At 61.2% G+C, this 5810-nt stretch carries 3 protein-coding genes and 1 pseudogene; all 4 read right to left on the bottom strand.

What is annotated here, in order from left to right; translation table 11 throughout:
* Window positions 1–58: 58 nt before the first annotated feature.
* The 4 genes and pseudogenes from HT737_RS00505 to HT737_RS00490 all read right to left on the bottom strand — a co-directional run bounded on the left by HT737_RS00505 (window position 59) and on the right by HT737_RS00490 (window position 5687).
* On the bottom strand, window positions 59–805 hold the full coding sequence (locus tag HT737_RS00505; RefSeq protein ID WP_047294160.1) for an SDR family oxidoreductase: 747 nt from the start codon (window positions 803–805) through the stop codon (window positions 59–61).
* 152 nt (window positions 806–957) lie between these two features.
* Window positions 958–3039 carry a bifunctional diguanylate cyclase/phosphodiesterase gene (locus HT737_RS00500; protein ID WP_047294157.1) on the bottom strand — a complete coding sequence of 694 codons (2082 nt, stop codon included), beginning with the start codon at window positions 3037–3039 and terminating at the stop codon, window positions 958–960.
* A gap of 260 nt (window positions 3040–3299) precedes the next feature.
* Window positions 3300–4601, bottom strand: a complete 1302-nt coding sequence (locus tag HT737_RS00495; protein WP_182400951.1) for an FAD-binding oxidoreductase — start codon at window positions 4599–4601, stop codon at window positions 3300–3302.
* Window positions 4598–5687 (bottom strand): annotated as a pseudogene (locus HT737_RS00490) (polyamine ABC transporter substrate-binding protein). Before HT737_RS00490 ends, HT737_RS00495 begins: the two are co-directional and overlap by 4 nt.
* Between the last annotated feature and the right edge of the window lie 123 nt (window positions 5688–5810).

Here is a 5810-nt window from a genome sequence, read left to right as displayed (position 1 = left end):
CTGTGGGAGGCTGGCTTGCCAGCGATGGGGTCGGATCAGGCAACACAAAGGCCGAAGATCAACGCCCACCACCCAGATCAACAAACGTCCCGGTCGCATAAGAAGCCTTGTCCGACAGCAACCAGACAATCGCCTCCGCCACCTCATCCGGGCGCCCGCCCCGAGCCATCGGAATCGCCGATTCAAGCTTGCTGACCCGATCCGGATCGCCGCTCAGCGCATGGAAGTCGGTGTAGATGTAGCCCGGACGCACCGCATTAACGCGAATGCCCTCGCCCGCCACTTCCTTGGACAGACCGATGGTGAAGGTGTCGAGCGCGCCTTTGGACGCGGCATAGTCGACGTATTCGTTGGGCGAGCCCAGGCGTGCGGCGACCGACGACACGTTGACGATACTGCCGCCCTGGCCGCCGTGTTTGGGCGACATGCGCAGGATCGCGTGCTTGGCGCAGAGGATCGGCGCCAATACGTTGGTTTTCATGATTTTAAGGATGCGGAATTCGGACATTTCATCGACCCGCGACTTATGGCCGACGGTGCCCGCATTGTTCACCAGTGCGGTGACCCGTCCCAGTTCGGTGTCGACCCGGTGAAACAGTGCGATGACTTCGTCTTCGATGCTGACATCGGCGCGCACCGCAATGGCTTGCGCCCCCAGCGCCCGCACTTGCTCCAGCACGCTTTGCGCGGCCTGTTCATCCGACTGATAGTTGATGCAGATCCGATAGCCCTGCCCGGCAGCCAACAACGCCGTAGCGGCGCCGATTCCGCGGCCGCCACCGGTGATTACCATGACTTTATCCATGCTGGCCCTTCCCCCAATGCACACGTAACAGTCGGGATGAAGAATAACCGCCATTGGGCGGTTTTGCATGGGCTCTGTCCAAGACAAAACCCTGCATGAGACTGAGATGTTTTTTGTGGCGAGGGAGCTTGCTCCCTCGCCACCGTTTGCAGTCAGACAGCCGCCTGAGCCTTTCCACGGGTGAGGTTCTGCATGAACGCGTCCGCCGGCATCGGATGCCCCAACAGATAGCCCTGCAACGAATCACAGCCCAACTGCGTGAGGAAGTCCTGCTGTACGCCAGTCTCCACGCCCTCGGCAACAATGCGCAAACCGAGCGCCTGCCCCAGCGCCACAATCGCCGAGACGATGGCCGCGTCATCGCTGTCATGCTCCAGATCGCGGACAAACCCTCGGTCGATCTTCAGCTCGTTGGCCGGCAAACGCTTGAGGTACATTAGGCTCGAATAGCCGGTGCCGAAGTCGTCGATCGACAGGTCGACGCCCATGTCCGACAACTCCTGCAACACCGTCATGCTGGCATCGGCGTCACTCATGGCCGTGGTTTCAGTGATTTCCAGGGTCAGGCTGTTGGCCGGCAAATGATGCGTGGCCAGCGCCCTGGCCACGCTTTGCACCAGTCCCGCGTGGCAGAACTGTAACGCCGAGAGGTTCACCGCGATGCGCCAGTCAGTGTAACCGAGCACATACCATTCGCGCATCTGCCGGCAGGCCTCGTTGAGTACCCAGTCGCCGATGGCGATGATCAGGCCGGTCTTCTCCGCCAGATCGATGAACTTGTCCGGCAGCAACATGCCCTGGGTCGGATGCCGCCAGCGCAGCAACGCTTCGGCCCCCACCGGACGACCGCTGGCAGCGTCGAATTTGGGTTGAAAATACAGGCTGAACTGCCGGTGCTCCAGCGCGGCGCGCAGATCTTGCAGCAACTGCAGCTGCTTGCGTGCGTTGCTGTTCATCGAGGCATCGAAGAAGCTGTAGCCGTTTTTACCGCCGCCCTTGGCGTGATACATCGCCGCATCGGCGTTCATCAGCAGTTCCTGAGCGCTCTGGCCATTCCCCGGGTACAGGGCAATGCCGACGCTGGCGGAAATCTGCAACTCATGCTCGGCCACGCGGAATGACTGGCCGATCAGGCCGACCTGACGCGCTGCCAGGCTCAGGGCATCGTTGGGCTCGGTCAGACGCACCAGCAGCACGAACTCGTCGCCGCCAATTCGCGCCAGCGTGTCCTGACTGCGCAAATCTTCGCGCAGGCGCACACCGACTTCGCGCAGCAACTGGTCGCCCATGTGGTGGCCGAAGGCATCGTTGACCGGTTTGAAACCGTCCAGATCGATGAACATCAACGCAAAACAGCCGCCCTGCTCCTCGACCTTCTTCATCGCCTGATTGATCCGGTCGTCCAGCAGCATGCGGTTCGGCAGACCTGTGAGGGTATCGTGCAACGCCAGTTGCGTCAGTTCACGATTGGCCAGGGTCAGCGAATGCGCCAGATCGGCAGTGCGTGCTTCGAGGCGAGCATCGAGAATCGAGGTCAGCAAGGCGATCGACAGCACCGCCAGCGTGGTGATCAGCACCAGATTGTCGAGGCCGTTACCCTTGAGACCGTCGAGCGTCGCGCCGCAGAAACTGCCATCAGGAAACTGCGCGGCGGCCATGCCCGTGTAGTGCATGCCGACAATCGCGATGCCCATGATCACCGCCGCACCGCCGCGAATCAGGCGCACATAAGGCGACTGCTGGCGCAAGCGAAAGGCGATCCACAACGCCGCCGCCGAAGCACCGACCGCAATCAGCAATGAGGCGCCGAACAGGGTCGGGTCGTAGTCGATGCCCGGCGTCATGCGCAGTGCCGCCATGCCGGTGTAATGCATGGCGCTGATGCCGGCGCCCATGATCAAGGCGCCGAAACCCAACTGCAGAATCGGCAGTTTCGGCTGGCTGACCAGCCACAGGGCAAACCCGCACGACAGAACGGCAATCAGCAGCGACAGCGCGGTCACCGGAATGTCGTAGCCCAGTTCGATCGGCAACTTGAAGGCCAGCATGCCGATGAAATGCATCGACCAGACGCCAACCCCCATTGCCAGTGCGCCGCCCGCCGTCCAGAAATGCACCGCGCGCCCACGGGCACTGGCAATGCGCCCGGTCAGGTCGAGCGCGGTGTAGGACGCGAGGATCGCCACACACAAAGAAATGAAAACCAGGGTGAAGGAATAATTACCGATGAGCATGAAGATTCTCGCGACCACCCGCGCCGTACTGCGTCCATTCTCGGCCGGGCAAATGCGGCGATTGTACTGATTGCGCGGAAGAACGCACTGACAAAGTAATCATTTTGCCATCAACCCGATGAAACGCTTGTTTGATGGTTTTGCGAGGCTCTGGAGCAACCATCACAACCTGTAGGAGCTGCGGCACGCTGCGATCTTTTTGACCTTGTTTTTTAAGATCAAAAGATCGCAGCCTTCGGCAGCGCCTACAGGGCGGCGCGTTAGCCGAGGATTTCGCGCAAGCGATACCAGAACATGCCCAGTGCCAGCAGCGGTGAGCGCAAGGCCGGGCCGCCGGGGAAGGTCATGTGCGGTACCGCGCTGAATACGTCCATGCCCTGACTGTGGCCGGCGTGAATGGCCTCGCCCAGCAGCCTGCCGCACCAATGCGTGACATTCAGACCGTGACCGGAATAACCCTGAGCGTAGAACACGTTCGGCTGTTGCTTCAGCCGCCCGACCTGCGGAAAGCGGTTGGCGGTAATGCCAATCTTGCCGCCCCATTGATAGTCGATGCGCACGTCCGCCAGTTGCGGGAAGACTTTAAGCATCTTCGGGCGCATGTAGGCGGCAATGTCCGCCGGATCGCGACCGGAATAGTGACAGGCGCCGCCAAACAGCAGACGTCGGTCCGCCGAGAGCCGGTAATAGTCGAGGCCGACTTTCTGGTCGCACAACGCAAGGTTGTGCGGGATCAATTGCGCGGCACGTTCCTCGGACAGCGGCTCGGTGGCGATGATGTAACTGCCGGCGGGCAGGACCTTGCCGCTGAGTTGCTGCTCGAGTTCATCCAGATGCGCGTTGCAACCGAGCACCAGACTGCCAGCGCGGACGCTGCCGGTGGCGCAGCGCACTTCAACCGTTTCGCCGTGGATGATCTGCTGCACCGGGCTCTGCTCGAAAATGCGTACACCGAGGGACGCCGCCAGACGCGCTTCGCCCTGCACCAGATCCAGCGGGTGCAGATGGCCGGAGCCCATGTCGATCAGACCACCGGCGTAGCCGTCGGCGTTGACCACTTGCTGGCGGATTTGCTCGGGGCCGACCAGCTTGGTCTCATGGCGGTAGCCGAGTTCGTCGAGGCTGACCTGTTCGTCCTTGAACGCCGCGAACTGCGCCGGGGTGTTGGCCAGTTCGCAGAAGCCCCAACGCAGGTCACACTCGATGGCATGCTCGGTGATGCGCTGGCGCACCAGTTCCACGGAGTCGATACCGGCGCGTTGCAGATAACGCACGCCGTCGTTGCCGACGTAACGGGCAAAGCCTTCGACCTCGTGACCGATGCCACGAATCAACTGGCCGCCGTTGCGTCCGCTGGCGCCCCAGCCGATGCGCCGGGCTTCGATCAACACCACCGACAGCCCGCGCTGCGCCAGTTCAATCGCGGTATTGACGCCGGTGAAGCCGCCGCCGATCACGCAGACATCGGCGCTGAGGTCAGCGTCGAGTGCCGGCCAGGGCGTGCTGGCCCGGGCTGAAGCCGCGTAATAGGAGCGGGCGTGTTCTTGGCTGTACCGATTCATTTGTTCGACTTCACTTTGCTCCAGGACCGGGTCATCAGACGCATGATCGACTGGGGCGGGGTAGAGGAGATGTAGAGCTTGTCCAGCACTGCCTGGGACGGGTAGACCTCGGGATTGTTCACCAGCGCCTGGTCCATGTACTGCTTGGCGGCCGGGTTCGGGTTGGCGTAACCGACCGACGCGCTGACCTTGGCAATCACTTGCGGATCAAGCAGGTAATTGATGAAGGCGTGGGCCTCCTTGGTGTTGCTGGCGTCGGCCGGGATCGCCAGCAAGTCGAACCACAGGTTGGCGCCTTCTTTCGGAATCGCATAGGCGATGTTCACCCCGTTCTTGGCTTCCTTGGCGCGGTTGGCCGCCTGGAACACGTCGCCGGAGTAACCGAAGGCTACGCAGATGTCGCCATTGGCCAGATCGGAAACGTATTTCGAGGAGTGGAAATAGGTGATGTAGGGGCGGATGCTCAGCAGTTTGGCTTCGGCTTTTTTATAGTCTTCCGGGTTTTCGCTGCGTGGGTCCATGCCCATGTAGTTGAGGATCGCCGGGAACACTTCGTCCGCCGAGTCCATCATCGACACGCCACATTGGGTGAGCTTCTTCAGGTTCTCCGGCTCGAACAGCACGGCCCAGGAATCGATGTGATCGATGCCAAGCACTGCCTTGACCTTGTCGACGTTGTAGCCGATGCCGTTGGTGCCCCACAGATACGGTACCGAGTGCTGGTTGCCCGGGTCGTTCTTTTCGAGCAATTCGAGCAATTTCGGGTCGAGGTTCTTCCAGTTCGGTAGCTGCTCGCGATCCAGTTTGAGGAACGCGCCGGCTTTTACCTGACGGGCGAGAAAGTGGTTGGACGGCACCACCACGTCGTAGCCGGTGCGACCGGCGAGGAGTTTGCCTTCCAGGGTTTCGTTGGAGTCGAACACGTCGTAGATCACCTTGATCCCGGTCTTGGCCTGGAAGTCGGCGAGGGTGGTTTCACCGATGTAGTCGGTCCAGTTGTAGACGCTGACCTGGGGGCTGGGCCAGAGCTGCGGTGCTGCACAACAGCGCCAGTGCGGCGGGAACCATGGATTTCAATAGACGCATATCGACACCTCTTCGAATTTTTTGGATTTTTTCAGGTGGTTCGCTAATCCCTGTGGGAGCGAGCCTGCTCGCGAAAGCGGTGGGTCAGGCAACATTGATGGTGACTGTGCTGACGCCTTCGCG

The sequence above is a fragment of the Pseudomonas sp. MD195_PC81_125 genome (assembly GCF_014060985.1).
Classification (GTDB): domain Bacteria; phylum Pseudomonadota; class Gammaproteobacteria; order Pseudomonadales; family Pseudomonadaceae; genus Aquipseudomonas; species Aquipseudomonas parakoreensis.
This window is presented reverse-complemented; position numbering and strand designations above follow the sequence as displayed.

Coding starts and splice junctions, on each gene's coding strand:
- HT737_RS00505 (WP_047294160.1), bottom strand. CDS start 805: ATGGATAAAGTCATGGTAATCACCGGTGGCGGCCGCGGAATCGGCGCC.
- HT737_RS00500 (WP_047294157.1), bottom strand. CDS start 3,039: ATGCTCATCGGTAATTATTCCTTCACCCTGGTTTTCATTTCTTTGTGT.
- HT737_RS00495 (WP_182400951.1), bottom strand. CDS start 4,601: ATGAATCGGTACAGCCAAGAACACGCCCGCTCCTATTACGCGGCTTCA.